Source organism: Nodularia spumigena CCY9414, from assembly GCF_000340565.2.
GTDB classification, from domain to species: domain Bacteria; phylum Cyanobacteriota; class Cyanobacteriia; order Cyanobacteriales; family Nostocaceae; genus Nodularia; species Nodularia spumigena.
The window spans coordinates 3,157,039-3,182,252 of record NZ_CP007203.1 but is presented as its reverse complement, the minus strand read 5'-3'; the positions used below and the strand labels follow the sequence as shown (position 1 = coordinate 3,182,252).

The window sequence follows — 25,214 nt, the reverse complement described above, 5'->3', positions numbered from 1 at the left end:
TAAGTTTTGGGGGGTTATTGACTACATCATTGTCAGTATCAAAACCAATACCGTGAATTTCTCCTCGTTTGCTGCTTTGGAATTCAAATTCCAGGATGGTGTTGTTGGTAATATTGTAACTACCAATGTCCAGTTTTTTCCAGGTGTTACCGGATAGTCCTAGTTCAGTTTTATCAGCAGAGATAGTGAATTCATTTGTGACATTTTGGGAGGCGGCGGAAAGAGCGTATTCGTTGCTATTACCGTTGATATTGACGCTGATGTTATTCTGATTCTCGTAGAGTTGGATATTGCGGAACTGACCATTACTATCAGGTGAGGCTACATCATGGTCATTGGCAAAGGTGAGGTAGTTGAAATCTCCGGTGAAGTAATCTCCTACGGTAATACTGTAAGATTGCCAACCAGAACCAGTGCTATAGTTTTTAAAGTTATTCAGTCCCCAATTTTGAGTTCCACTAAGTTGGAATAAGTTTTGGGGGTTATTGATGACATCATTGTCAGTATCAAAACCAATTCCGTGAATTTCTCCTCGTTTGCTGCTTTGGAATTCAAATTCCAGGATGGTGTTGTTGGTAATATTGTAACTACCAATGTCCAGTTTTTTCCAGGTGTTACCGGATAGTCCTAGTTCAGTTTTATCAGCAGAGATAGTGAATTCATTTGTGACATTTTGGGAGGCGGCGGAAAGAGCGTATTCGTTGCTATTACCGTTGATGTTGACGCTGATGTTATTCTGATTCTCGTAGAGTTGGATATTGCGGAACTGACCATTACTATCAGGTGAGGCTACATCATGGTCATTGGCAAAGGTGAGGTAGTTGAAATCTCCGGTGAAGTAATCTCCTACGGTAATACTGTAAGATTGCCAACCAGAACCAGTGCTATAGTTTTTAAAGTTATTTAGTCCCCAATTTTGAGTTCCACTGAGTTGGAATAAGTTTTGGGGGTTATTGACTACATCATTGTCAGTATCAAAACCAATACCGTGAATTTCTCCTCGTTTGCTGCTTTGGAATTCAAATTCCAGGATGGTGTTGTTGGTAATATTGTAACTACCAATGTCCAGTTTTTTCCAAGTGTTACCGGATAGTCCTAGTTCAGTTTTATCAGCAGAGATAGTGAATTCATTTGTGACATTTTGGGAGGCGGCGGAAAGAGCGTATTCGTTGCTATTACCGTTGATGTTTAAAATCACCCTGGGGGGTTCGTTGAGAAAATCATCATTAGTGATGGTTCCAGTAACTGCGGTTGCGGTAGCAACTGTATAACCCGTGCCAGAATTTAAGGTTAAAGCAACAGTTTCATCATCTTCAACGATGGTATCTGCTGTGGGGTCAATGGTAAGAGTTGCGGTGGCAGAATTAGCCGCAAAGGTAATAGTTCCAGTCGTATCTGTGAAACTGGCTGCACCAATTTGGCTGTAATCGTTATTGAAGGTGGCTGTACCAGCAACGCTATAATTCACAGTTAAAGCATTGGTGGTGTTTTCTGTACGAGTGAAGGTATAAACTAGGTTGGTTGTGCCATCTTCGGTGACGCTATCTGGAGATATTGCTAGGGTAATTGTAGGAGTAATATTAGAGGCAGCAATATTACCACTGATAGTGTACTGCCCCAAACTGCCGTAATCTGTGTAGCCGGTAGTAAAAGGATCTCCTTTACCTACACCATCAATTTTGAGGTAATAGGTTCCAGCCGCCACACTTGTGTCGATACTTGCAAAGAGTGACTCTGTGGGATTGGAGGATACAATTAATGTACCAACAGAATCGTATAACTCTGCTAAAATGTCTAGGTTTGGTCCGCGAGTAAAGGGATTCACGGTTAAGCTAATTGCACCAGCACCCGTGAAAAAACTATAGTAATCAATATCTGTATTACGTTCGATGATGCCACTACCATTCAATGTTGTACCAGAAACATTTAATGCCTTGGCTGTAGCAATTGTATTACCAGTATCATCTGTTCGGTAGCCGAACCCATTTTTGGTCGTAATAATTTGCAAATCATCTTCAGTATTGGTAGCGGAAGCATACTCGCCTTTGGTCCACTGGGTTACGTTCTGGAAGTCTGAGTATCCCATAATTGGTGCCCAGCCAGTCTCCCCGCTACCATGTCCATAGTAGTATTCTTCTCTTGGGTTAATAGTTCCATCATGCTTGAGTCCTAGAGTATGACCAACTTCATGGGAGATAGTCTCAGCAATAGGTTTCTCCTGGCCGCCCATATCCTTACTAAACATAAAAGTGGGAGTATCAGTACCCCAATTGAAAGAATTAAGGTAGGCGATTCCTGATAATCTCTGACCAATCCAGTCCAAGCCGCTACCACCGATAACAGCACGCACACCCCAGCGAGTATCGTTAGCACCACTCTTAATCAGATCGTTAATATCTGTTGGTGCTTGGGTTGTGACATTAACATTAAAGGGGATAAAATCTTCAGCTACACGCTGCCAAATATACTGAATTCTTTGCAGTTCAGTCGAGCTAAATGAGGCTGTATTGCCGTCTAGGTCGAAGGCAGGGGTAACAATATTAGTACCATAACTTTCATTCCAGAAAGTACCAGAGGTGGTATGCCCGTTGAAATCTAAATAAATTGTGTGGTTAGCACCTGCTAGGCTGTTTAGGAAGAAAGTTTGGGATAAATCTAAAGCTGCTGATACAGGTGCTGTTAACTCTTGGGGTGGATTATTGATTTGATTTCGATCAACTAAAGGACGCGCACAAGATGAGCAACTACACCCTAAAATGCGTGGATGTGCTGTAGGGATAACAGGATCTACACCTTCGTTGATATTCGGCTGCACAGATGTGATTTCTTGTTCAGTTACGTTATTCCCTGGCGCAAATTTAGAACTAGATGTATCTGTCTGATTCACTTCTGGGAATGCAGCACTTCTCGCTTCTGGTGTGGCAGTTGTAACAAAACTATCTGATAAATTAATTTTATTAGTATTGGTGGGGTTGCCGATTAGACCCACATACGCTATGCGATCGCTTGTGCTATCTCTGGCATTAAGACTGCTGTTGCTGTTATGCAGAAGAATCGACTCAACGTTCCAAGTTCTGGTTAGTGATTGATAATTATGTAAATTCTCCAAACTCAGTTGCGTATTACCTAAGTACAAATATTCTGGAGAACCGTGAGAAACGATATGTAACCTGGTAATTTGGGAATTTTGTTGTAAGACTTCGGTAATTTCCTCAATCCCGTCTCGATTTGGCGAAAGAATAAATGTTTTTACTCCCTCAAGAACTCCTTCCTGTAGCCTTTTGTAGTTGGGAACGGAGGAATCAATAAAAACAACCGTATCGGTATCGGTTTTAGAGAAAAAATAGTTATTTGACATTTTTATGATTTTTTCACCTGGTAACAGAATCTAATGTCTTTAGGACTTACGCACAATTTACGTTTTCTTGGCGTTCTTCTCCCTTGGCGCTAGTACCGCAAGGCGGAAGTCAAAAGTCAAAAGTCAAAAGTCAAAAAGCTTATAAAATGGGCTTTTCAGGGATTTTGAATGGTCTGTTTATTTACGCCGTCTTGTACTAGCCTCCCTTTGGGAGAAGGGGAGACGCTACGCGAAGGCGACTTGGCGGTTAGATAAATCAAGATTTTTGGCAATTGTTGCGTAAGTCCTGGTCTTGTTGCATTGAGGCTAGTTTTTACTAGTTCTGATGCAGACAAGTTTAAGTATAAATAAATAGTAATATAGTTCAAGAAATACTTAGTAATTCTTAATATTATTAAAAGTCAGTTTTATCAAGCAGGTTTATGAGCGATCGCTATAATTGTCGATAGAGGAACTTCAGCAAAATAATTTTGCTGGAATTGTTCTTCCCTGATAGCGGCTAAAAATCTTTCTACAGATGCATCACCAATGTTTTCGCAATTGGTGCTATTATTCCAAATAATGTGAAAATCACGGTCTTCTCTTGTGACTGTGAACCCTAAATATTTTAAAGCTTCGATTCCCCAAAACAACGTTTGGTCACGAATGCCGAGTTTTTCTAAAAGTTGGAAGCGGGTAACAGATTGATTTGTGCGACTCAGATATTTAGCAATACCAACCAAAGTCAGCCAAATTTGCCTGGGTGGTTGATGATTGGGTTTAGACCAGGCGATCGCTAATTGTTGATTATTATAAAGACATCGCCTTAACCATCCACGTAAATCATCCCAGCTTGTCGGACAATCTACCATCACAAGCACTGAATGCTGATTTATCAGTTCAGAGTAATCTTGATTTCGCCAATCTAAGATAATTTGACTATAAACGCAATTTATCGCCTCCGAATTAACCGCAGAACGCACAGCAATTAATCTAATTTCATAGCGCTTATTAAAAGTATTATAATCTAGTTCGGCAATGCAATCACACCTACCTAGAGGCAATTCATCTTTATAGTGTCCCCACCAAATACCAGGAAACGGGCTGTTAGTAGACTCATCCCGAATATTAAAATCAGTTTTAATATACTGTACCTTTTTTCCTTTCCAATCCTGCTGATTGCGATGCCTAGAATTTTCAAACCAGCAATTTTTAATTAACAGTTTTGGCACAGGATTTCCCATTCCACAAGGTTCCAGAAGTTTGAGTTCCAAAAATAACTCTTTGCCTAAATCAGCGACAGTTACTGTTAAATCAGCTTGTACAGTGGGCGTGAGAGTTGTTCCCCCTAAAGTTTGCCTTAACTGCTGATTAATAGCATCTGTAAATAAAGGAATATTTTCCGGTAATAAACTCAAACCAGCCGCAAAGGGATGTCCACCAAAGCTATTTAACAGATGTGCTTGCTTTTTTACCAATTGGTATAAATCAACAAAATTAACAGAACGGGCAGAACCACGGGCTAAGAGGGGAGTAGGGAGTGGGGAGTAGGGAGTAGGGGTAGTACCTTGTGTTCGTTCTTCTGTACTTAATAAAATGGTCGGACGGCCTGTTTCTTGGGCTATTTGTCCAGCGACTAAACCCAAAACTCCCGCAGGCCATTGGCTATCTTCTAAAACAATAACGCTGGTGGTTGATAAGTCTAGCTGGGTAAGTTTTTGTGCTACTTGGGCTTGGACATCTTTTTGTACAGATTTGCGGCGGGTGTTAGCGAGTTCTGTAAATTCGGCTAGTTGATGACAATGTTTAAGATCCCGGCTAGTTAATAACTCTACGCAGAAACTAGCATCGCCTTGAATGCGACTCACAGCGTTAATGCGTGGTCCTAAACCGAAGGAAATATCTGTGGGGCGATCGCCATTTTTCTGGCATAATTCTAATAATCGCCCTATCCCTGGCCTTCGTCGGGCTGTCACTGGCTGCTGAAAGTCGGCTTGCAGTTTTTGAATACCTAATTGCGCTAAATACCGACAGTCTCCACTTAACTGCACCAAATCAGCAATTAATCCCACTGCGACTAAATCTAATAAATCTGTTAATGGATTTTGGGGAACATTTGGTAAGGTTAAATAAAGAGCTTCAATTAACTTAAAAGCTACCGCTACCCCAGAAAAATGAAATAATTGATGTTCACTGGGTAAATAGCGGGGGTTGATAATTGCTGTAACTGGTGGGCGTTCTTCAGGTAATGTATGGTGGTCTGTAACTATGACATCTATTCCTAATTTTTGAGCATAAATAATTTCATTAATATTTGTACTGCCTGTGTCGCAAGTTACTATTAATTTACAACCTTGTTTTTGTAAATTATCAATTCCTGGATAATTGAGTCCGTGAGATTCTTTCAGGCGATTGGGGATGTAATAAGTTAACTGGGTATTTTGCTCAAAAAATTGTCCTAAACCATCCCATAAAACAGCCGTAGCTGTAATTCCATCAGCGTCAAAGTCTCCCCAAATGGCAATTTTATCATTGTTATTTCGTGCCTGTTGCAGTCTTTCCATAGCTAACTGCATTTCTGCGCCAAATTCAAAGGGGCTGGCTGGTTGATAGGTTTTATAGTCGGTAAAGGCTGCTAATTTTTGTTTGTCTTTAATTCCTCTTTGCCACAATAATTGTGCTGCATACAATCCCATTGATGCTGGTGTATACTGTTTGACTATTTGGATGAACCAGTCTGGTGGTTTTTCGGGTGTTTCTATAATCCATTGCATGGAGTTTATTAATAATTAAATTATTGAATAATAACGAACCGCAAAGGGCGCAAAGTACACAAAGAAGAAAGAAATAAGGAAGGTATGTAGGCAATTTGTGCGGTCTCAGAAATCAATTTCTTATCTGTGTTCATCTGTGGTTAATTAGTTTTTGCCATTTTTACAAACAATGTTTAGATTTATTCATCGTTTATTTGAGTTTCATTCACCAGAGGATTGAGAATTATTTCGTTAGCAAGTCCTTCAGATTTACGGGCGCGAATTGCGGGACGGGTTCGCCTATAACCGGCTCTTTCGGCTTTTTGATGTTCGTAATCAATCAGTCTGCCATAATGTTCATGTTTGCTTAAATTCATCGACAAGAAAATATGCTGGCGGATGTTTCCAAATCCTTTGCGGTTAAAAAATTTGACGGCTGGATTGTTGGTGGGATCTGTATCGACTAGCATAAACCGCGCCCCGTCTTCAATCATACGCGCGATCGCTTTATCAACTAATTTATCTGCTACTCCCCGACGCTGAAATTTGGGGTTCACAGCTAGCCATAATATGTAACCGTAAGTCCAGGATGCTTTGGTGATGATGGTTCCTAAAATAAAACCTGCCAATTCTCCATCGGTTTCCGCCACTAGACAATATTCTGGATCTGTATTATAAAGTCCAATTACTTCCCATTCGTCCCAGGTGCGATATAAATAAGGATATAAATCGCTAGTAAATAACTGTTCTCCTAAGTGGTAAACTGGCGAAATATCATCTATCCCTAATTCTCGCACGTAAATCAAATCAGTTTCATCAAAGCTTTTCATATATTTTCCCTAAAATTTAGAGGGATACTTCTGGAATATTGGCAAGATTTGGTAAATAATTCTGCTGATTTTCTGGGCTGGCTTGTGTGCGATCGCAACCTGGAGCAAAATAACAATAATTACAAATTTTACTATTTTCCGACACTTGAGGAAATAGTTGATTTTTTTCGTATTTTTCCAGCAAATTAGTTAATTTATTTAACAGTTGATTCAGTTTCTGGGCTGTTTGCTGATGCTGGGTAGAATCGTAATTAAATGTAATATTTTGCGGTTGAACTTCAGACTGAACAAACCAGTAAGTCATGGAAATATTTTTGGGTAAATAGGCGCTCGTTTCAGCTAATACATATAAATAAAGACGTGTTTGCCAATTCTGTGCTAACTTGCGTTGATTTTGGGGTTTAGGATAAGTTTTCCAATCGAGAATTTGAGCTTGCTGGTTATCTGCTATAAATAAATCATAAACAACTGTTAGCAAATAGTTTTGAATTTGCAGTGTGCGGTAATGTTCGCTTTCTCGGAAAGTTTGGGTATCAGTTGGTGTTAAAATCTCTGGTGCTGCATTGCTAAAACCTGACATCCAGCTTTTTAGTTGAGTATCAGCTTCCAGGAAACTACCAATTGGTAAACCCATTTCTCGCTGTTGCATTAGCAGGTGAAATTGACTACCCAAAGTTTGGTGTTCTTCGTGTTTGGGATCTAAAGGCGAGTTGAGTTGTTCTAAGTAAGTGTGTTGGAATTTACGCGGACAAGCTTCTAGTAAGTTGAGATGTCCTTGAGATAGCCGTAATAGTTGAGTTGTTTCTGACAGCATTCTTTTATTTTAGATGTAGAAACGTTTCCTGGAACGTCTCCAGAGGAGTTTTGACATCATCAAAATGTTCACACTCCCGCTAAGTCCTGGTAAAAAATAAAAGGTGGAAGGATGAATTTTGCCTTTTCCTTCATCCCTCTACCTTTTTATGTACCTGATGCTTATTTAATGTTAGCCCGTGCGTCCCTGACTGCGGCAAAGAAAAATAATCCTGTGAGTGGAATGCTCAATCCAAGGATAATGGCAGTTACCTGAACACCTAAATCTGGTTGTCCAGAAGTAAGTTCAAACACTGAACCGACAGCAGCGATGGCTGTGATGCAAGAACCACCGAGAAATAAACCGCTTTTTGGAGTTAAATACACTATTATTACCCTATGCTACTGGTTTCACGGCTTGATACGAGAAGCCATTTTTAGATAACTCCTGGGACAAAGCCAAAGAATTTTCTACACGATCTACAAATACCACGCCTTTGAGGTGATCCATTTCGTGTTGAATGCAGCGTGCGAGTAAGTCCGTAGCTTTGAGGGTTTTGGGACGGCCGTATTCGTCTTTATAAGCAATTTCTACGGCTTCGGGACGTTTTACGTCTAAATACACTTTGGGAATGCTTAAACACCCTTCTTGGGCAACGCAGACTTCTTTGCTCATCTGTTTGATTGTGGGGTTAATCAATACCAGGGGCGGATGATCTGGGTTATCAGGCTCACAATCGATGACAATCAGTTGTTTATGAATTCCCACTTGAGGTGCAGCCAAACCAATGCCATCGCTACTGTACATAGTTTGCAGCATTTCCCGTGCCAATTGACGAATTTCATCGTCTACTTTCGCAATCCGCTTGGCATCTTGACGCAATACGCGATCGCCTAGATAGTGTAATGTCAAAGGCGGATTTTTTAACTTTTTTTTCTCGACAGCAATTTCAGAAGGCATGATGATCAATGACTAAGTTGTGAAAATTCCTACTATTTCAATTCTATCAACCTCAGATAGCCCCCTGTTGAGATAGAGAAATTCACCGGAATATAAATTTCAATGGAGAAATTCATCATGATTATCAATGTAATTTAGATTTTGGGGTGGTGCGTGTTTAAATTTCTGACAAAACTTGACTATTTGCTCAAAGAAACTTTCCTCGGTTTGCTGCGGGGTGGTTGGATGAATTGGGCGGCTATCAGTACCGTTACAGTGTTATTATTTCTATTTGGCTTGAGTCTGCAAACTTCTTGGCAAGTTGAAAAACTCCTGAATCAGTTTGGTAGCCAGTTAGAAGTTTCAGTTTATCTCGATCCAGAGACAGCAGCCCGCACCATTGAGCCATTTATCGCCCAAATGTCGGATGTAGTAGGGATGCAAACCATTACGAAAGAACAAGCTTGGACGAAGTTAGTCCAGGAATTAGGCATTGCTAATATTGATGGTGCTACGCAACAGTTAGGGGATAATCCTCTGGTGGATGAGATTAAGGTAAAAGCTCGTAATTCTCAGGTTGTACCCAATTTAGCGACTGAATTGGCTAAGTTACAAGGTGTGGAAACTGTGCAGTATATAGATGAAGCTGTAAAACGCGTTGCCCAGTTGCACCGGGGTTTAAATTGGATAACTTTGACGATTACAATTATTTTGACCTTAACGGCGATCGCAGTCAATACTACCACCATTCGCCTGATTGTCATGGCGCGACGGCGAGAAATTGAAATTATGCAACTGGTAGGTGCAACATCTGCTTGGATTTATCTACCATTTATTTTACAAGGAATTACCTTCGGTTTAGTTGGCGGTGCGATCGCTTGGAGTTTCATTTCTCTAATCCAACAGTTTATCAGCCGGACTTTAGCGAATCAACCAGAGTTTATCCAATTTCTGACCAACGGTTTAGAACTTAGTACCGCACAGGTTTTACTATTGCCTTTCATTCTCTTAAGTTTCGGTGCAGTGGTAGGATTAATGGGTAGCTTATTTGCTGTGCGGCGGTTTGCGAAGAATTAAAATTACAGCTTTCAGGACTTGACTTATGGCAACTCAGTGGGAATCTTTACTGCAAAATCTCGGTGAATGGCAAGGCTCATTTACCCGATTCTCACCCCAAGGCGCACTTTTAGAAGATATCAAAAGTGTAGTGTCCTTGCAAGGGTTAAATAATAACCAAACTATCCGCCAGATAGTCAGCCGCCAAGGACAAGAAGATTTAGTTTTAGAATACAGTTCTGTGGCAAAGAGTACGTTATTTTTTGCCACTGGTGCTTTTTCCCAAGGTTCAATTCAGTTAGCACCATTTACAGAATTTGGGGCGGAACTCGGTTTAATTCATGAAAATCGCCGCCTACGTCTGGTACAAATATTTAATAAAACTGGTCAGTTAGATAAAATAACTCTGATTCGCGAACATTTAGCTCGAACTGAAGCAGTAGAACGCCCATCGGTACAAATAGATGATTTATTGGGAGAATGGCTTGGTGAAGCTGTCACCATCTATCCAGATTGGTCTTCCCCAGATCATTACTCTACTAAACTCAATTTACAATTAGATAATGGGCGATTAATTCAAAGTTTAACTTTTAACGAGCGCACAATTACTTCCACTGGGACTATCAACGGTTGTATAATTAACTTTGATCAAAATCCCCAAAAACAGGTTCAAGTATTACTCCTCCCTGATGGTGCTTCTGTGACTTCACCCTTACAGGTGCAATTGCGTCAACCTTTATTTTTAGAAGTTGGTTGGTTAATTCGGCCTCACCTGCGCCAGCGCATGATTCGCAGTTACAACGATAAAGGCGAATGGGTGAGTCTGACATTAGTTACAGAAGAAAAAGTTTAACTTATAGTTTCTCTAATTCGTCTAGCGTCAGTGGTGCTTGGGCGCTATGGCGCACGTACAAAATATAAACTGTCGTATCTCGAATCGTAAACAGCAATCGGTAGATGTTTTTGGATTTTCCATACAGAAGTTGACGGACTTCCTCTGGAAAAATCTCGTGTTCAACTGCTAAGTTACAGCGTCGGGGGTTCTCTTGTAGAGTAGCAATAGCATTCATCAATGCTCGAAACCAACGATCAGCAAATTCTGGATTACGTTCTCGATACCAGCCATAGGCTTGCTCAATTTGAGCTTCTGCAATGGGAGTAATCTCAACCTGAAATGTCATACTTTTGCTGCATTTCTTGAACAAAATCTCCAATGGAGCGAGTTTGACCAGCGTTGAGTTCCTCAAAACCTTGCTGAATACCGGCAATTGTCTCCAACTGATCAATCAATTGGCGTAGTTTGCTAAAATTAACTTTACTAGGATCAAGAAAGGTAACGAGAACTTGAGTGCGATCGCTCAAGTCTTGGGGTAACTCACTAAGTTGAATTTGCCCATTTTGATAAATGCCTTCGATGGTTTTTAGCATGAGTTGTTATGGGGTTGCTAATTCTCTCCATTCTAGTTGCTGCAAGAATTTATTCACCCGCGTAACTAATGGTTCGCGCATGATTCGCAGTTACAACGATAAAGGCGAATGGGTGAGTCTGACATTAGTTACAGAGAAGTTGGCGAAATCAGCTTCAGCCTTTAGTTCTACGGCGTGATCCTCCGGGACGAGCATCGGACTTTTTACCACCTGTCACGGTTCGCGGTGTTGATTTTTTCGCTGATGTTTGTGGTAACTGTTTACCAGTTTTAGGTTTGTGCTTGCGTTCATTGGGAATTGCTTTCGGCTGGGTATAGGAATTGCCTCCAAAGCCAGCAACAACTTCAAAAGGTAAGCGTTGTGCAATCAGTTTTTCGATATCTGCCAACAGATGGTATTCATCGGCGGACACAAGGGATATAGCTTCACCTGACGCGCCAGCCCGACCAGTACGACCAATGCGATGCACATAATCTTCTGCTACATTGGGCAAATCGAAATTGACCACATGGGGCAGTTCGCTGATGTCAAGACCTCGCGCTGCAATATCGGTCGCCACCAATACCTGTAAACTATTGTTTTTGAACTTCGCCAAAGTGTGGGTACGTGAGGACTGGCTCTTATTACCGTGGATAGCCAATGCTTGAATGCGCTCCTCGCCCAACTGCTTCACCAGACGGTCAGCACCATACTTCGTGCGGGTGAAAACTAGGACTTGATACCAATTATCTTGGCGAATCAGATGGGCAAGTAATTGGCGCTTTTTGTCACGGTCTACTTTATAGACTTTCTGTGTCACCGTGTCAGCAGTAACGTTGCGGCGTGCGACTTCAATCATCTTCGGCCGATTCAGCAACCCGGCGGCGAGGGCTTTAATTTTTTCGGAGAAAGTGGCGAAGAATAGCAAGTTTTGGCGCTGTTTGGGCAGGAGCGAGAGAATGCGACGAATATCACGAATAAAGCCCATGTCGAGCATTCGATCTGCTTCATCCAGCACCAAAATTTCAATATGGGACAGGTTCACCGTACCCTGCTGCACATGGTCTAGCAGTCGCCCTGGGGTAGAAACCAGAATATCCACGCGCCCTTCCTTTAAAAGCCGTTTTTGTGGATTAATGCTGACTCCGCCAAACATCACCATCGAGTTCAGCTTTAGGTACTTACCATAATCACGCACGCTTGATTCCACCTGTGCGGCGAGTTCACGCGTCGGGGTGAGAATCAGCGCTCGGATTGGTGAGTATCCATGAGATGTGCTTTTAACATTCTTGTCAGACGACAATCGATGTAGCATAGGCAGGGTAAAGCCTGCGGTTTTGCCAGTACCAGTTTGCGCCCCAGCGAGCAAATCGCTACCCGATAACACCGCAGGAATGGCCTGCATTTGAATTGGCGTAGGTTCGGTGTATCCTTGCTCAGTCACAGCGCGGATAATTTCATGGGACAAGCCGAGAGTAGAAAAAGACATAGGATTCCATAATTAACATCGGCCTGTCGCCTGTGGCGGTGTCAGTCTTAGGCGGACGGATAAAGGTTTGAAGGGCAGTAGCACCAAGACCCAGAGCAAATGCCGCAGCTCTGCATTCTAGCAGAGAGCAGTCTATGATGTCGTCAACCAAAAAGTTTTTTCCCCATCAGCGAATTGAGGCGCTGGGCGATCGCTAAATTCTTGGTAGTTCTAAATAACAACGTCGTTGCAAAGCTTCCTTAAGTAAAGCTTGATATTCCTCATCCCTAATACCATAAGCGCCAAATCTTTCTAAATGAGGATTCATCATTTGAGCATCAAACAGTACAAATTGCCTTTGACGTAACCTTTCCACCAACTTAACCATAGCCACCTTTGAGCCTTCAGTAATGTGGTAAAACATCGACTCACCAATAAAAGCACCGCCAATTACAATACCTAAAATCCCCCCAGCCAGTTCATCACCTTGCCAAGTTTCAAAACTATAAGCGTAACCATTCTGGTAAAGTAACCAGTAAATCTCTTGTAACTCTCGTGAAATCCAAGTAGTTTCGCGATTAGCACATCCAGCCACCACACCCTGAAAGTCACGGTTAATCGCCACAGTAAAACGCTCTTGATTGAGAACACGCTGTAACGACTTAGGGTAGTGAAATCGCTCATCCAAAGGAATCAAAGTGCGATCGCGACTTCCGTACCATCCCAGGCCTGTATTATCATCAGCCATGAGAAAATAACCTTGAGCATAACCCCGAATAATAGCAGCGATATCATATTGCATAATTAAGCAAACAAGCAAAAAACCCTCTCAGCGTACCTTTGCGTTTCCCTCAGCGTACCTTTGCGTTTAAAAAAAGATGACTCAAGCAATCCCACCAATCACCTTACCACCATCCAACAACCCCCATCTCGAAGGAGAATGGTTGCAAGATTCCTTATTACGGTGGCTAGACACAGAATTTTTACCAGAAATAGTCAATCAAAAAATCGCCCAACGCGCGGCGCAAATCTTTGTCCGACAACGCATGGAAGGAGAAAACGACCTAGGATCTCTAGTTATAGCCATTGTTACAGAGATGCAGGCATTTGATTTTTCCAAAAGTTTTTATGGAGAGTTTGCGATCGCCAACGCCGTCAGCGATCTACTCTTAGACAGTCTAGGCATAGACCGTTGTTGTGGAGAATAGCTTGGCTGTGGTCATTAGTTCTTTGTCCAAACTAATGACCAACCACTACCAGCTAGACTTGACCACACCAGGTAAAAGACCTTGATGCGCCCATTCCCGTAGCACGTTCCGAGATAGCCCAAAGTCACTGTAGACACCTCTAGGACGACCAGTTACCCAGCAGCGATTGCGGTGACGAGTCGGCGCACTATTCCGGGGTAGCTGTTGAATTTTCCGGTGAACTTCCAACTTATCCAAAGGAGATACAGCGCTTTTGAACTCTTCTAATAACGCTTCTCGCTTGTCAGCGTACTTTTCTACCAACTTGGCGCGTTTTTTTTCGCGCTCAATCATACTCTTTTTTGCCATAAATTCTCTAACAGATTTAAAGACAGCATTTTCTATCTTACCGTGTCACCGTTAATTATAGGGATATTTTATTTTCCTTGTCCTGCAACTAATGTTTTCCCAGCACTGGGGCATAAATCACTTAACTCACAAGCCTCACAGAGGGGAGAACGGGCTTTACAAACAGCACGACCGTGATAAATCAACCGAATTGACCAATTTTCCCAATCTGGTTGGGGTAACAACTTGATTAGATCTTTCTCAATCCGGATTGGATCAGGAAATTTAGTTAAACCCAAGCGTTGGCTCAAACGCTTAACGTGAGTATCTACAGTCACTCCAGCATTAATACCATAAGCATGAGCTAGAACGACATTCCCAGTTTTGCGCGCCACACCTGGAAGCTGTAATAATTGCTCCATTTGGTTAGGAACTACAGAGTCAAACTCGCTGACAATTTTTTGACAAGCCCCTTGAATATTCTTCGCCTTATTGCGATAAAAACCTGTAGAACGCACCAAATTTTCTAACTCTTCTAAATCAGCATTAGCTAAACTCGCAGCATCAGGAAAGCGTGCGAATAAAGCTGGTGTAACTTTATTGACTCGCTCATCTGTACACTGGGCGGAAAGAATAGTTGCTACTAGCAGTTGGACAGGCGTTGAATAATTCAAGGAGCAAGTTGCATCTGGGTAAAGACGCTGTAAGCGGGCGAGAATTTCTAACGCCCGTTGCTTCTGGGATGGGGATTTCCGGCTCACACTCACTGGAATAACTTTTGTACCCACTCTAATTGGGAAGTTAACTGACTGGTTTCTTTGACGATCAGAAAAATGCCAAGTCCTAAAAGTAGCACTAAACCAGTTTGCATCACACCTTCTTGAATCCGGTTAGGTAATGGCTTACCACGGACACCTTCAATCAGCAAAAATGCCAGTTGTCCGCCATCTAAAGCGGGTAAAGGCAAAATGTTGATAATTGCCAAGTTAATGCTGATTAAAGCGCCAAAGAAGAACAAACCACCTGTATCATTTTGGGCAATATTGGAACCAATTTGCACAATTTTAATCGGTCCGGCTACCTGACTCGCAGTTTCCCCGAAATTAGTGATTAGTTGCCCAAATCCTTGCACTGTCAGGGTGACAAGGCGCTGAAATTCGCTAGCACCAATGTTTAAGGCTTGTCCTATATTCTTTACGGGACGGCGAACAACTTCACCATTGGGAGCTAGTCCGATGCCTATACTACCTCCGCCTGGCTTCTCTTCAGGAACTACATTCACCGACAGTTTTTGGTCGCCACGGGCAATTTCTAGTTGCACAGACTGACCAGGACTATTTTTAATGATGTCTCTGAAAGCTTCAATGTCTTTTAGCTCTGTGCCAAATTCTCTTTGATCAGCTGCTAAGATCACATCTCCTGGTTGAATTCCGGCTTCTGTGGCTACAGAACTGACTTCTGGTGCTAGTTGTTGAATTAAAACTCCTGGGGCGCTGGCTTGTCCGACACCGATGAGGCTGACTTGAGTTACCAAGAGGAAATAGGCAAAGATTAAATTGGCGATGACTCCGGCGCTGATCACGATCGCTCGGTCGAAAATGGGACGGTTTCGCATCAAATTGGGGTCATTGAGGGGAATATCGCTATCTGGGTCATCATCGGGAAAGCCGACAAAACCGCCCAGGGGAAACAGGCGGATAGCATATTCGGTTTGTGGCCCTTGGTACTTCCAAAGAACTGGGCCGAATCCTAAAGAAAAGCGGTTAACGAGAATACCTTGAGAACGAGCTGCGGTAAAGTGTCCCAACTCGTGTACCAAGATCAGAACAGCCAAGACTGCGATCGCTGCTAAAACTGACATAGAGTAATTTAGTCAAAAAATTCGGATATTATTCTTATTGTAATAGTTAAGGAATGGCTAAAGAGTCTTAACCCATCCGCCGGGATCAGTGAAGGGCTGGATTGAGTGAAGGGATGTCTACGACGAGCAACGCCTAAGCACTAACGCACTACTCGAATTTCTATTCCCACACTCAGGCTACCCCATAAGCGATCAGTGGTGAGAACAGGTTGGTTAAGAAAAATACCTAATGCTAGACAAGCGCGATCGCCAAATGAAAGTCCGATTGATTTAGTCGCTGGACGCATCATTCCCGCCTTAAATGCTTGTTCTTCATTAAAAGGAATAACTTCAAGATTTAAATTTCCAAGAATTTGCCTAATATCTTCTGCCGGGATTCCTGCTTCTGCTAACTTTGCTATAACCTCGGATAAGTTGACAGCACTAATGGCTGCATTGTCAATAAACTGCGAAATTTCTTCGCTACCAGTTTCTTGATTGAGCAAAGCTAAAATAGCAGAGGCATCCACCACAACTTCACTCACTCAAAGCCTCCAATCTTCGCTCCTGAATCAACTCTTCAGAAAGTTTTTTATTAGCAGGAATATATTGCCTGAAAAGATTTTGAGCATTTTTGACAGAAGTTTGAAATCGCTCATCGATTGGTCTTTCATCTAGCACAAGCACAGCATTATATTCACCCACTGGCATATCTACTGGAGAATTGACTAACAATTTACCATCGCTGGTTATGGTGACAATTATTTCTAATGTTTTCATAATTAACTTATCTAGTTAGTCAGCCTAATAATTATATAAAAAATACCATGCCGCCTCAAGTTTTGTGCTTTAGCGATCGCACTACAACAAATTCTTAAATTCTAAACAAAGTTCTATTGCTTCTTGGATACGTTCCATTAGCTCATCTACGGATTTTGCTTGTGTGTGACAGCCTTTTAAATTGGGGACTGAAGCCACGAAGTAACCATCTGAGTCTCTCTCAATAATTACACTGAATTCTTTCACCATGTGTCAACTACAATTAGCTCATAATTGAACTTATTGTATCAAATTCAATTTGTTTGCACACGATTATAAGTATAAGAGTAATAATTATACACTACTTAGTGCTTTGACTTTAGCGATCGCTACGACTGTCTACACCTAAGCGCTTTCAATATCTGGTAGTTTTTGACCATATTTTGCGGCTTTTTCTAACCATAAATTTCTCACAATTATCAATTATTGTAACGTTTCTTCTAAAATTTCACCTTGTGCTAAACATCCGCGTAAAGCTGGAATTTCAGCCACAAAACCACCTTCATCACAATTAAATATTCAGATACTTTCATTATTTTAGCAACGTCATTTTTGGGATTATTTAATCCGAGATGAACAGGATTTTATGCTACAGTGTGATTACATTCATTATAATCCTTTCAAACATTGATTATCTGTAAATCCGCAAGATTGGCAGTTTTCAAGTATTCATAGATTTATTGAATAGGGAGTTTATCCTCCGAATTAGGGAGTTGATGTAATTCTCGATATACAATCAAGCGATTTGTACGATTCCTAAATTCGTAGGGTGCGTTAGCGCCAGCGTAACGCACCGATTAAATATCAATAAAAGATGGTGCGTTACATTTCATTAACGCACCCTACGAAAAGAGTGAAAAGCTCACGCACTCTGGAACGTGAGTTACGAAAAGTTCGTCCAACTTTAATCATTCCATCTAATGAAGGGTTTGTCAGTATATAAACGTATCCTGATGCCATTGGTGTAAAAAGCTGAATTATATCACTTATCATACTTCACCTTAATCTTTTGTAGAGACGTACCCCAAACGCCTCTACAAAACCCCTAAATCACAAAACCTCCCTACCCAAATAAGGTTGCAACACCGCCGGTACTTTAATCGTCCCATCAGGCTGCTGATAATTTTCCAAAATCGCTGCCATAGTTCTTCCCACAGCTAAACCGGAACCGTTCAAAGTATGGACAAACTGCGTCCCCTTCTTACCAGCTTCCTTAAAGCGAATATCAGCCCTTCTTGCTTGAAAATCTACACAATTAGAACAACTGGAAATTTCTCGATACTTTCCAGAAGAAGGCAACCATACTTCTAAATCATAAGTTTTCGTTGCCCCAAAACCTAAATCAGCAGTACATAAATTAATGACCCGATAAGGTAATTTCAAAGCTTGTAAAATTGCTTCCGCATTGACTACCAATTTTTCTAATTCCTCAAAAGAAGAACTAGGATGAACAACTTTTACTAACTCAACTTTATTAAATTGATGCAGACGAATTAAACCCCGCATATCTCGCCCATAACTTCCCGCTTCTCGACGAAAACAGGGAGTATAAGCACAGTGATAAATTGGTAACTCTTCCGCAGCTAAAATTTCTCCCCGGTAAAGGTTGGTAACGGGAACTTCTGCTGTGGGTATCAACCACAATTCATCATCAGCACATTTAAAACTTTCTTCGGCAAATTTCGGTAACTGACCTGTTCCGGTTAAAGCATCAGTATTCACTAACAACGGCGGACTAACTTCTACATAGCCGGCTTCGGTTTGCGTCTTCAGCATAAACTGAATTAATGCCCTTTCTAAAGCCGCACCTGCACCAACCAGAGTTACAAACCGACTTTGGGCAACTTTCACAGCCCGCTCAAAGTTGAGAATACCCATTTTTTCGCCGATTTCCCAATGGGGAATAATCTTCGGGTTTTGCGGGAGATATTCATCACCCCAGCGTCGCACCTCTTGATTATCATCTTCACTTGTGCCAAAAGGTGTGAACTCACTGGGTAAATTAGGAAGTGCTAACACCAGTTGCTCAATTTCGGCTTTGAGGGCTTTTTCTTGGGGTTCCAGTTCACTTAATTGGGCTTTAACAGAGTTCCCTTCGTCGCGCAGGGCTTGAATTTCTGGAGATTGAGGATCAGTACCAGATTTAATTTTCTGTCCTACAAGCTTACCAATTTCGTTGCTGCGGGCTTGAAGTTGACTGCGTGTCCCCTCCAGTTCCCGTTGTTGCTTGTCTAACTGTAAAATCGGTTCGATGTCGTATTTACCACTACGACTGTTCAAGCGTTCTTGGATTAATTGGGGATTTTCCCGTATTTGCTTAATATCCAGCACAGATTTTTCTCGGTTTTTTTGCCTAGTGTCTTCTTGCCAAAACATCAGCATATCCTGATTTTGACTTGCTAGGGCAGGAATTGCCAATCTAACAATTTCGTTCTGCTAATCTTGCTCAAGCTAGAAAATTCTATATTAATTCTGATTCGGACTAAATCTGTTACATTCGGGTAATCCGATTGAGTAGCCAAATCGACACTGCAAGCCCTGCAAAGTGGGCTGAGACGGTGTTGATATTTGCCTGGACTACAAGCATATCTAAACCGCTAATAATCCGCGTGGGGTCAAATAATTGAGTGGTTGCAGCTTGGGGAGATATCGACCTGGCTACCAATGTCCCCACGATCGCTTGTGCGCCCAATAATGTTACTAGCATTCCCACTAAATTAATCCACAGTCCCAGGCGTAATACTTGCAAGGTTTCACTTTTGCGAGGGCGGTTACTGGGATTTGAGGATTGCAATTGATTACCTATTCTGGTATAGCGATAAGCCAAATAAATGCCGCCACCTAAAATCAGAATTCCGCAAACTGCTAAAAATACGCCAAACCCAGTCCCAGGATTATTACCTGTGCCAGTTCGCTGCTGACTAAAGATGGCAAATAGCAGCACAATAATGGCCGAAACAACGCCTAAGACTAGTTGAATCCAAAAACTAATCCAACCTGTTAGACGAAAGGTTTGGGCGATCGCACGGAGATTAGAGGAAGACGATGGGCTGTCGGAATTTTGTGACATACTGATCACCAATGTGCTAAGGACTTGTTAAATTTAATATCACACTTACCAGATGGGATATGAGGATCTCAAGTCCAGATAGTCAGTGTTGAATGCTTATTTGATTGTGTCTACAAGCTTATAGGTTTTTATCCCGACTTTTCACATACCTAAATTTCTGAGGTTGTTTACTGGGATAATCACCGTAAAACAAAGTGTTTATTAACTTTTGCAGACAAAACGGCATTTTGCTTGTAAAATTTCTTCGATGGCATTTTATGTTTAGGCAGTTCTCACCAGTTTGGCATCACTTGACACCTGGAAGCTGTCCAGGCGATCGCTTTAATTGCTCCTCTCCACAATACCTATAACTTGGGTAGGAGTGTGATATTTTGCGCTCCTCAAACTTGCAAATTCGTCCCGCGTTTAGCCGCGTGGGTAATTGTTTTAATGTTTACCCTTTGAAAAACCTGCCTAGGTAGCCAGATATAACTGCTTATTTGGTAGTAACACTATATACTGACTACCAGGATTTTAAATACCACTATTATCAGGCATTTTTTCGCCATTCACTAAACCATGAAACTTGAGGATATATATCAATTCTTTGAGAATCCTCCGCCAACTTATCTCTGTCAGGAAGTAGCAGTTTGTTACATCTTGTATATTCTATTACAGGGTGATTCCTACGGAACTGAGTTAATCCAGCGACTGGAAACTGAATACCCAAGCTATCGACTTTCGGATACGGTACTTTATACTGCGATTAAATTTCTCGAAGACGAAAGGGCGATTACTGGGTATTGGAAGAAACTCGAAGGGCGAGGAAGACCCCGGCGAATGTACCAAGTTTCTCCAGAATGGCAAGAACGATCACAAAATTTGGCGCATCTTTGGCAAGATTACAGAAAGGGGAGGACAATTTAATGAATAAATGAATAATTGCTCATCAATGATGTCTCCGAAATCAATACAATAATAATTTAGTTATGGATACTGCAATTGTCCCATCTACGTTGCTGCTCACCTTGTTGTTATTAGTGGGGCTGTTTTTCTTTATTCGCGCCTCAACCAAAGACCGCACAACAAAAGCACAACTTGTATCTGAACAAGATGAAACTGCTTTAATGGCCCAGGTTAAGGAGTATTTTCGCTCACGTTCTTACCAAGTAGCAGCAATAGACCGAGAAAAAAATCAAGTCATTTTTGAAGGTTTTGTTCAACCGAGTTGGTTTTTAGCAGTGTTTTTAACACTGTTAGCATCTGCGGGTATGCTCTGTCTAGCATTAGTTTTATGGCTGCTTTTTCCTAACTTCGGTCCTTTGTTTCTCGGATTAGTACTACTGTCACCTTTAAGCGGGCTGTTTTATTGGCAAAAAGCCGGAAGATTTGAAAAGGTATCGTTCCAGATAGAAGAAGCAAACCAGGGTGAATTACCCTCTCCAAGTAAAATTACTATAATTGCCCATCGAGATGAACTCATGGAGTTACAGAGGGTTTTACAGTTAAAATCTGCGGAATAAACATGAGGGAGGAGGACAAAGTTGGCAGGGCTATATAAGTTTTCCCTACGACAATGGCATCGCAGGGAAAATATTATATCTGTTTACAGAGCCTCTTAGGCAATCCATTAGGGGAGAGCGCAACTCAACTCTCACTTGCGGATGCATTTTGCTCTATCTGACTCCCCTGTGCATCATTTGACTAGAGATCAACCTATACAAACTAACGTGGTTTGAGAAGAAGTTGATTTTCCAATTAAGTGCGATTAACTCGACTGGATATACTGGCAAATCAGTTACAAACTTAAAAAAAACAAAAACTTTGCATAAACTGAGCAACTTTACCAGTTAAATGATTGTCAGAAGCCACATTAGGTTACTTTAAGATAACCATTTATAATTTAGCGGCTACTAGCCATAGCCACTGGTTCTATACCTGCTGGAGATTCTAATGTCCGCAGGCTGGGAAACAAGAAATGGTTTTCTTCTACGTATTGAGCGCCAAACAGCCCTTTTTCTGCCCAGAAATAACGGTCTGTGGTGTGTTCATTTCGCTTTACAAGTAGCAATGCGGGTGGCGCGATTCCTTCAGCTTGAATGAATTTTCTCGCTGCTGTCACAGGTTTTTCTTCGCCACTTTCGATGCTATATTGAGGCACGTGTTCTAGAATGCGTCGTCCTTCTTGGCGACGACGACTTTTCCGCTTACGTCTTCTAGCCAAACTATTTTCCTCCTCTTTCAAGCTATAGATTGTAGTTATAGCTACAAAATCCGTCGCAATTATATAAGTTCTAGTTCAAAATATCAATAGTTTTTAAAGTTTTGATACATAAGAAATAATATATGAAGTTGGTAACGCATATAATCCCCTGGTGCAAACCATTACTGCAAAGATTTAGTTAAGCTTTATTAAAAGAGTAAGAAAAAATAAAGCAACTTCCTTCTATCTTCCCTCAAATTCTGTGATCCTGAGCAAAAGCTAAAAATGTTAATGTCTGCCAGTTCAGATTTTGTTGCTCTATGTCGAGAGCAAATAGCACTGCTAACCCAAGGGCTGGGCGCTTCTTTGAGTGTTGTTTACTTAACACAAGAATTGGTAGATGCTCCGTCTGGTGAGGCGAAACTAATTCCTGTGGTGGTTTACCCGGAGACAGCAGTATTACAACCAGGGGCAGAAATTGCTCAGGCGACAGTAGCCGATGTTTTGGTAGTACCTCAGCCAGACAGTAAGTTATTGAAAGCCGGGACGGGATCACCGATTTCATCACAGGACACAAAAAAACCAGATGCTGAACAACCAGATTTAAATCAGGAATCTCCTCTGAGTGAACGCCAAATTGTGCTGCCTTTGATCCATGAAGGTGTGATGATGGGGCTATTGGTGACGGGTAGAGAAGATCGGGCATGGAATGAACAAGAGCAAAGCGAAATTCAAAAAATAGCCCAAACGCTGGCGATCGCCTGTATTCTAGATCAACGTCGAGCTTGGTTACAGCATCAGCTACATCAACAACAAATTCTCCAAGAACAGCAGCGAGATTTGCTCGATAACCTGCTGCACCAATTTCGTAACCCCCTGACAGCAATCAGAACCTTTGGCAAACTGCTATTAAAACGACTGCGAGCAGGTGATCCCAACCGAGACGTAGGAGCGAATATCGTCCGGGAAAGCGATCGCCTCGAAGAATTGCTGCAACAATTCGATCAAGTAATTGATTGGACAGAGGCCGATTTCGCGCCCAAGTCATTGCCCGAACACGAAGTATTTGTAGAAGCAACTGTACAAAGAGAACCCAAACCAGCACTATTATTGCCGGGAACAGGAGACAAAGAAACTGATTGCTTTGTAGTTGATTTATTAACACCATTATTAGTATCAGCTCAAGCAATAGCACAGGAGCGTCATCTACAACTGAAAACCGAAATTCCTGGGAATTTGCCACCGATATACGCCAATGTCAAAGCATTACAAGAAGTATTCAGCAACATAATTGATAATGCCCTAAAATATACCCCTCCCGGTGGCAAGATTTTAATTCAGGTAGGACAAGAAAAAGCTAATTTTCAAGGAATTGCTATTAGTAATACTGGGTCGGGAATTCCACCAGAAGATTTAGCACATTTGGGAGAACGCCATTATCGGGGAGTACAAGCGCAAACTGAAATTCCTGGAAGTGGTTTGGGACTAGCGATCGCCCAACAATTAATACAACAAATGCAGGGCGAAATTGAAATTTTCAGCCCTGCAATTAACTCATCTATGTCTTCAGCCGATGCACCGGGAACTACTTTTATAATTTGGTTGCCTATGAGGAAGCAGGGGAGCAGGGAGCAGGGAGCAGGGGGGAGAATAGGCAGGGGGGAGAAGAAGGTAACTTACCAATGACCAATGACCAATGACCAATGACCAAGACTATTTAACTGAAACCAGGAACTGTTGATTGATGGTCATTTGTAAATCGGTATCTGGTGCGATCGCAATTAAGTCAACGCTGTTTCTGCCAAAGAACAGACCAATCAAACCACCGATAGCCGCACCACCCAGCACTTCTTCTGTAGCCACCGCGCGATCGCCTGTGACAGCAGACACCGCCGCCGCCGCACCAGCACCTAATACAGTATTCTTGATAATTGTATTGGTGCTAGTACCCTTTCTAATGGTTTCAGTTTTAGTAATCACTTCTGATGAGGCGTTAATCTGATACTCTTCACCTGTCGTTAAAACTAACTTCTCAGCAACGAATTGAGAACCGCCTTGAGCAGGTTTGAGTTTACCGAAAACTTGACTACCAGCCGGAATTACTACAGTACCTTCTTGGGTAACTACATTTTGGTCTACTGTCAGAGTCAAAGGTGCTGTTTCATTTTTGGTCACCAGAATTTTTTCTGCCTGATCATACTTCACCGGAATCGCAGTCCCTTGGGGAATGGTTACAGATATCGGTGTAGGTGTAGTAGGTTGAACAGCTACAATATAGGGCGAACTAATTGCTGAGGCTTGACCAGAACGGACTAACGCCTGATAGATAAAAGCTGCTACCTGTGCGCGTGTCGCTGTTGCAGTGGGATTGAGGAACTGAACATTAGGATAGTTGACCACAATTCGCTGTTCAGTTGCTGCGGCGACGGGACTACGCGCCCAGTCTGCAATATTAAAGTTATCACTGAAAGTTTGCAGCGTGCTTTGGGCATTAGCAGTGGGCGAATAATTGAGACCGTTGGCTAAAGCTACCAAAGCCTGTTGGCGGGGAATAGCCTGATTAGGCTCGAAGCGATTACCGGGATATCCTGATAAGAAGCCATTAACATAGGATTGTCTAATGGCATTAGATGCCCAAAAATTACTGGGGACATCCACAAAATTAATTGCTTGCCGTTCTGGTGTGCTTGAGAAAGCGTTGGTAACCATTGTCGCAAATTGAGCGCGGGTTACTGGCTGTTCGGGGCGGAAACTACCATCAGGAAAACCAGCAATCACTCCTCGCTGTGACAACTGTTGAATGAACTGTGCTGCCCAATAGTTAGATGGAATATCAGAAAATCTGGTTTGAGCCAAAGCTGGTGCAGCTGTCATCAAGGGGGCGACAGCGCCGACTGTGACGCTTAAAGCCATAAATGCTGCGGTTCCAGATTGCCAACGATTTAAATTAAACATTGCTTTTTACTCCAGTAAATTTAAGTTTTTTTCTCTTAGCTATTCAGACAAGTTGGGTGATGAAAAGTTCCTCGAATTTTTATTTTTCATCAGTGAATTGGCAAGATTTTGTAATTTGTAAAAATCATATTTGTCTGTTTAAGAATTCATATTTATCCCATTCCTTGATGAAAATGCGTCCAATTAAACTAGGTCTTTAGGCTTTGTTTGTCAGCCAATAGCATCGGTTT

General features: G+C 41.9%; 27 protein-coding genes and 1 pseudogene. 7 read left to right on the top strand and 21 right to left on the bottom strand.

Features of this window, described 5'->3' with window-relative positions; translation table 11 throughout:
* The 6 genes from NSP_RS26935 to def form a co-directional block, all read right to left on the bottom strand.
* Positions 1 to 3,358, bottom strand: a 3,358-nt coding sequence (locus tag NSP_RS26935; protein ID WP_017804155.1) for a DUF4347 domain-containing protein, incomplete at its 3' end; no start/stop codon positions are given.
* A 410-nt stretch (positions 3,359 to 3,768) separates the two neighbouring features.
* The gene (recJ, locus tag NSP_RS13785) at positions 3,769 to 6,111 is read right to left on the bottom strand and encodes a single-stranded-DNA-specific exonuclease RecJ (protein WP_006195480.1); all 2,343 of its coding nucleotides are present in this window, start codon (positions 6,109 to 6,111) and stop codon (positions 3,769 to 3,771) included.
* Between the two features lie 179 nt (positions 6,112 to 6,290).
* Positions 6,291 to 6,920: a GNAT family N-acetyltransferase gene (locus NSP_RS13780; protein ID WP_006195481.1), complete on the bottom strand. Its 630-nt coding sequence runs from the start codon at positions 6,918 to 6,920 to the stop codon at positions 6,291 to 6,293.
* Positions 6,921 to 6,936: 16 nt separating this feature from the next.
* Positions 6,937 to 7,734 (bottom strand): PD-(D/E)XK nuclease family protein, encoded by a 798-nt coding sequence (locus NSP_RS13775; RefSeq protein ID WP_006195482.1) that lies wholly within the window; start codon positions 7,732 to 7,734, stop codon positions 6,937 to 6,939.
* 161 nt (positions 7,735 to 7,895) lie between these two features.
* A complete protein-coding gene (locus NSP_RS13770; RefSeq protein WP_006195484.1) occupies positions 7,896 to 8,099 on the bottom strand; it encodes a hypothetical protein in 204 nt (67 codons plus the stop codon).
* Between the two features lie 10 nt (positions 8,100 to 8,109).
* Complete coding sequence (gene def, locus NSP_RS13765) at positions 8,110 to 8,673, bottom strand: peptide deformylase (protein WP_006195486.1); 564 nt, start codon at positions 8,671 to 8,673, stop codon at positions 8,110 to 8,112.
* Positions 8,674 to 8,826: 153 nt separating this feature from the next.
* Here def and NSP_RS13760 point away from each other — a divergent pair, with 153 nt between their 5' ends.
* Both NSP_RS13760 and NSP_RS13755 read left to right on the top strand, forming a co-directional pair.
* On the top strand, positions 8,827 to 9,729 hold the full coding sequence (locus NSP_RS13760; RefSeq protein WP_006195487.1) for a cell division protein FtsX: 903 nt from the start codon (positions 8,827 to 8,829) through the stop codon (positions 9,727 to 9,729).
* 25 nt (positions 9,730 to 9,754) lie between these two features.
* Positions 9,755 to 10,561, top strand: coding sequence for a DUF3598 family protein (locus NSP_RS13755; RefSeq protein ID WP_006195489.1), 807 nt, complete (start codon positions 9,755 to 9,757; stop codon positions 10,559 to 10,561).
* A gap of 1 nt (position 10,562) precedes the next feature.
* Here NSP_RS13755 and NSP_RS13750 read toward each other — a convergent pair whose 3' ends face one another.
* Positions 10,563 to 10,889: a type II toxin-antitoxin system RelE/ParE family toxin gene (locus NSP_RS13750; RefSeq protein ID WP_006195491.1), complete on the bottom strand. Its 327-nt coding sequence runs from the start codon at positions 10,887 to 10,889 to the stop codon at positions 10,563 to 10,565.
* The gene (locus NSP_RS13745; RefSeq protein ID WP_006195495.1) at positions 10,873 to 11,136 is read right to left on the bottom strand and encodes a hypothetical protein; all 264 of its coding nucleotides are present in this window, start codon (positions 11,134 to 11,136) and stop codon (positions 10,873 to 10,875) included. Before NSP_RS13745 ends, NSP_RS13750 begins: the two co-directional genes overlap by 17 nt.
* 76 nt (positions 11,137 to 11,212) lie before the next feature.
* Here NSP_RS13745 and NSP_RS27525 point away from each other — a divergent pair.
* Positions 11,213 to 11,314, top strand: a pseudogene (locus NSP_RS27525) (hypothetical protein); the annotation flags it as partial.
* On the opposite strand, the gene NSP_RS13740 reads toward NSP_RS27525, so the two are convergent.
* Entirely contained in the window at positions 11,291 to 12,604 is a 1,314-nt protein-coding gene (locus tag NSP_RS13740) for a DEAD/DEAH box helicase (RefSeq protein WP_006195497.1), read from the bottom strand. The pseudogene NSP_RS27525 and the gene NSP_RS13740 overlap by 24 nt on opposite strands.
* 193 nt (positions 12,605 to 12,797) lie before the next feature.
* Positions 12,798 to 13,385, bottom strand: a complete 588-nt coding sequence (gene aat / locus NSP_RS13735; RefSeq protein WP_006195499.1) for a leucyl/phenylalanyl-tRNA--protein transferase — start codon at positions 13,383 to 13,385, stop codon at positions 12,798 to 12,800.
* A gap of 76 nt (positions 13,386 to 13,461) precedes the next feature.
* On the opposite strand from aat, the gene NSP_RS13730 reads away from it, so the two are divergent.
* Positions 13,462 to 13,791: a hypothetical protein gene (locus tag NSP_RS13730; RefSeq protein WP_006195500.1), complete on the top strand. Its 330-nt coding sequence runs from the start codon at positions 13,462 to 13,464 to the stop codon at positions 13,789 to 13,791.
* Positions 13,792 to 13,836: 45 nt separating this feature from the next.
* Here NSP_RS13730 and rpsN read toward each other — a convergent pair whose 3' ends face one another.
* From rpsN to NSP_RS13695, 9 genes are all read right to left on the bottom strand, one after another.
* Positions 13,837 to 14,139, bottom strand: coding sequence for a 30S ribosomal protein S14 (gene rpsN / locus NSP_RS13725; RefSeq protein WP_006195501.1), 303 nt, complete (start codon positions 14,137 to 14,139; stop codon positions 13,837 to 13,839).
* Between the two features lie 68 nt (positions 14,140 to 14,207).
* The gene (nth, locus tag NSP_RS13720; RefSeq protein ID WP_006195502.1) at positions 14,208 to 14,906 is read right to left on the bottom strand and encodes an endonuclease III; all 699 of its coding nucleotides are present in this window, start codon (positions 14,904 to 14,906) and stop codon (positions 14,208 to 14,210) included.
* Positions 14,882 to 15,979, bottom strand: a complete 1,098-nt coding sequence (gene rseP / locus NSP_RS13715; protein ID WP_006195503.1) for an RIP metalloprotease RseP — start codon at positions 15,977 to 15,979, stop codon at positions 14,882 to 14,884. The genes nth and rseP overlap by 25 nt, the downstream gene beginning before the upstream one ends.
* Before the next feature lie 140 nt (positions 15,980 to 16,119).
* Positions 16,120 to 16,503 carry a PIN domain-containing protein gene (locus NSP_RS13710; protein ID WP_006195504.1) on the bottom strand — a complete coding sequence of 128 codons (384 nt, stop codon included), beginning with the start codon at positions 16,501 to 16,503 and terminating at the stop codon, positions 16,120 to 16,122.
* Complete coding sequence (locus NSP_RS13705; RefSeq protein ID WP_006195505.1) at positions 16,496 to 16,738, bottom strand: hypothetical protein; 243 nt, start codon at positions 16,736 to 16,738, stop codon at positions 16,496 to 16,498. The genes NSP_RS13710 and NSP_RS13705 overlap by 8 nt, the downstream gene beginning before the upstream one ends.
* Positions 16,739 to 16,819: 81 nt before the next feature.
* On the bottom strand, positions 16,820 to 16,987 hold the full coding sequence (locus NSP_RS24215; protein WP_006195507.1) for a type II toxin-antitoxin system HicB family antitoxin: 168 nt from the start codon (positions 16,985 to 16,987) through the stop codon (positions 16,820 to 16,822).
* A gap of 612 nt (positions 16,988 to 17,599) precedes the next feature.
* Complete coding sequence (locus tag NSP_RS27520; protein WP_373567407.1) at positions 17,600 to 17,737, bottom strand: GIY-YIG nuclease family protein; 138 nt, start codon at positions 17,735 to 17,737, stop codon at positions 17,600 to 17,602.
* Positions 17,738 to 17,827: 90 nt separating this feature from the next.
* Positions 17,828 to 19,108 carry a serine--tRNA ligase gene (gene serS / locus NSP_RS13700; RefSeq protein ID WP_042201932.1) on the bottom strand — a complete coding sequence of 427 codons (1,281 nt, stop codon included), beginning with the start codon at positions 19,106 to 19,108 and terminating at the stop codon, positions 17,828 to 17,830.
* Between the two features lie 160 nt (positions 19,109 to 19,268).
* Positions 19,269 to 19,847 carry a DUF3611 family protein gene (locus tag NSP_RS13695; RefSeq protein ID WP_006195511.1) on the bottom strand — a complete coding sequence of 193 codons (579 nt, stop codon included), beginning with the start codon at positions 19,845 to 19,847 and terminating at the stop codon, positions 19,269 to 19,271.
* Positions 19,848 to 20,405: 558 nt separating this feature from the next.
* Here NSP_RS13695 and NSP_RS13690 point away from each other — a divergent pair.
* Complete coding sequence (locus tag NSP_RS13690) at positions 20,406 to 20,753, top strand: PadR family transcriptional regulator (RefSeq protein ID WP_006195512.1); 348 nt, start codon at positions 20,406 to 20,408, stop codon at positions 20,751 to 20,753.
* A gap of 62 nt (positions 20,754 to 20,815) precedes the next feature.
* A complete protein-coding gene (locus tag NSP_RS13685; RefSeq protein WP_006195513.1) occupies positions 20,816 to 21,349 on the top strand; it encodes a cofactor assembly of complex C subunit B in 534 nt (177 codons plus the stop codon).
* Between the two features lie 380 nt (positions 21,350 to 21,729).
* Here the strand turns inward: NSP_RS13685 and NSP_RS13680 are convergent, their stop codons facing one another.
* Positions 21,730 to 22,050 carry a DUF3155 domain-containing protein gene (locus NSP_RS13680; protein WP_017804153.1) on the bottom strand — a complete coding sequence of 107 codons (321 nt, stop codon included), beginning with the start codon at positions 22,048 to 22,050 and terminating at the stop codon, positions 21,730 to 21,732.
* A gap of 264 nt (positions 22,051 to 22,314) precedes the next feature.
* Here NSP_RS13680 and NSP_RS13675 point away from each other — a divergent pair, with 264 nt between their 5' ends.
* Complete coding sequence (locus tag NSP_RS13675) at positions 22,315 to 23,715, top strand: GAF domain-containing sensor histidine kinase (RefSeq protein ID WP_006195515.1); 1,401 nt, start codon at positions 22,315 to 22,317, stop codon at positions 23,713 to 23,715.
* A gap of 27 nt (positions 23,716 to 23,742) precedes the next feature.
* Here NSP_RS13675 and NSP_RS13670 read toward each other — a convergent pair whose 3' ends face one another.
* Positions 23,743 to 24,984, bottom strand: a complete 1,242-nt coding sequence (locus tag NSP_RS13670; RefSeq protein WP_006195516.1) for an S-layer homology domain-containing protein — start codon at positions 24,982 to 24,984, stop codon at positions 23,743 to 23,745.
* Between the last annotated feature and the right edge of the window lie 230 nt (positions 24,985 to 25,214).